Raw genomic sequence first — 2052 nt, 5'->3', positions numbered from 1 at the left:
AATTTCTTGTCCGCGATGTCGGTTGTATCGAATTTCTCGTGACGGGTCATGAGATCCTTTCTGCAAGCGTTGCAATATCTTTGTCAGTTGCGGGGTGGTTGAATGAGAGGTCCATCGTGCGCGGCTCTGCCTCGATCGGGCGGGCCCACAGGTTCGCGAAGGCGGTGCCAAGGTTTGCGCCGTCGTGCAGGATAGACCGCACGGTTTCGCAGATTGGCATGGCCACGTTCACGCTGCGCGCAAGGTCGGTGACCGATTTCGCGTTCATCTCGCCTTCGACGACGACAGGACGGCCCTCAAAGCAGTCGGCGCGCGGGGTGCCTTGGCCCAGTTGCAGGCCTAGTGACATGTTGCGCGATGTGGGGCTGGAACATGTCAGCGACAAATCCCCGATCCCCGACAACCCTGTCACGGTTTCACGGCGTCCGCCCAGGGCTTCGGCCAATGCTTTCATTTCATCAAGTCCGCGGGTAATCAGCGCCGCACGGGTGTTTTCGGCAAAGCCTGCACCGGTCATCAGCCCGCAGGCGATGGCGATAATGTTCTTGACCGCACCGCCGATTTCCACGCCGACCAGATCGTCCGAGACATAGGACCGGAAACTTTCGGTCGACAACGACAGGGCAAGGCGCACAGCGGGGCTTTCATGTGGGCGCAATCTGTCACCATAGGTAAACGGGAAGGCGACGGTGGCGGCGGTAGGGTGTCCAAGGGCTGTTTCCAGCGCAAAGGTCGGACCAGAGACGCAACCTACGCAGTGACCGCCCAGTTCTTCTTCGGCGACCTGTGTCATCAACAGGCCGGTTTCGGCTTCGATCCCTTTGGCGCAGACGGCGACCGGCGTATCTTTCGGCGCGTGCTCGGCCACTTGGCGGGCCACGCTGCGCACACTGCGTGACGGGACAACCACAAGCACCGCTTCAGCCTGTTCCAAGGCTTTGGGCATATCCGTTTTGCCGCGCAAACCTTTGGGTAGTTCTACACCTGGCAAGAAACGTTCGGTCGTGCCTTTTGAGTTGATTTCATCAATGATGGCGGGGTCACGGCCACAGATCGTCGTGTCGCATCCGGCGCGCGCCAGAACCACCGCAAGGGCTGTGCCCCAAGACCCTGCCCCAACAACGGTGACCTTTTTATAGGGTAGCGCAGCCGGTTGAAATGGTTGTCCCGTCGGAGCGTGATCTTTCATTGGTGACCTCTGAAGTTGAAAGCGGTTTGCGGGCACGGCCATATCTGGCCGCGTGCATCAAAGACCGGATGGGCCGGCATTTATGTCGCTTACGTTACAGTCATGTCGTTTATGGTGGCTCATGAGGGCCAAAAGTCAATGCTGCAGGTGCAAAATGACCAAAACCTCTGGAATTCCTCAAAGAAATGCGTGTCTTTTGACCAGTAAACACCCAAGGAATGGCCAGGCGCGCTAAATTTTAGGCACATGATGATTTAATAGCGACATTTCTTTGTCGCTTTTTGACATTTTGTGCAGATGCAGCATGTATGTAACAAAACCGTATTTGTGAAAGGATACCTCTGCCATGACCAAGTCACCTGTTCGTACTGCCATCTTTCCTGTTGCTGGATTGGGGACTCGGTTCTTGCCCGCCACCAAGGCGACACCCAAAGAATTGCTTCCGGTTCTGGACACGCCATTGATCCAATACGCGATTGACGAGGCACGTGATGCGGGCATCGAACGGATGGTCTTTGTCAGCCACCCGTCCAAGTCAGCCATTGAGCGGCACGTGATGGATGATGTCCGCCTGCGCACCGAGTTGAAAGCGCGTGGCAAGGCCGCACTTGCGACAGAACTGCGTGAGGCCGCGTTTTGCGAGGTCGAAGACGATGTTGTGTTCACGATGCAGCACGAACCGCTGGGTCTTGGCCACGCGGTGCTTTGCGCCCGCGCGCATATTTTGCCCGGCCCGGTCGCTGTGATCCTGCCTGATGATTTAATCCTCGGCAAAGGCTGCATTGGCGAAATGATCGAGGCTTACGCGGCGGGCGCCAGCGGCCATCTGGTAGCGACAATGCCGGTCGCGGCTGAAGAAACCA

Annotated in this window: 2 protein-coding genes; one reads left to right on the top strand and one right to left on the bottom strand. The window is 57.5% G+C overall.

Going from position 1 to position 2052, the window contains the following annotated elements:
* Positions 1-46 precede the first annotated feature (46 nt).
* Positions 47-1189, bottom strand: coding sequence for an NAD(P)H-dependent glycerol-3-phosphate dehydrogenase (locus VGP75_RS18060; protein WP_327544979.1), 1143 nt, complete (start codon positions 1187-1189; stop codon positions 47-49).
* Positions 1190-1535: 346 nt separating this feature from the next.
* Between VGP75_RS18060 and VGP75_RS18055 the strand changes: the two genes are divergently transcribed.
* Positions 1536-2052, top strand: a 517-nt coding sequence (locus VGP75_RS18055; protein ID WP_327544978.1) for a sugar phosphate nucleotidyltransferase, incomplete at its 3' end; no start/stop codon positions are given.

The sequence above is a fragment of the Yoonia sp. genome (assembly GCF_036007805.1).
Classification (GTDB): domain Bacteria; phylum Pseudomonadota; class Alphaproteobacteria; order Rhodobacterales; family Rhodobacteraceae; genus Yoonia.
Note: the sequence above shows the minus strand (reverse complement) of the source record. Positions and strands in the feature narration are given on the sequence as shown.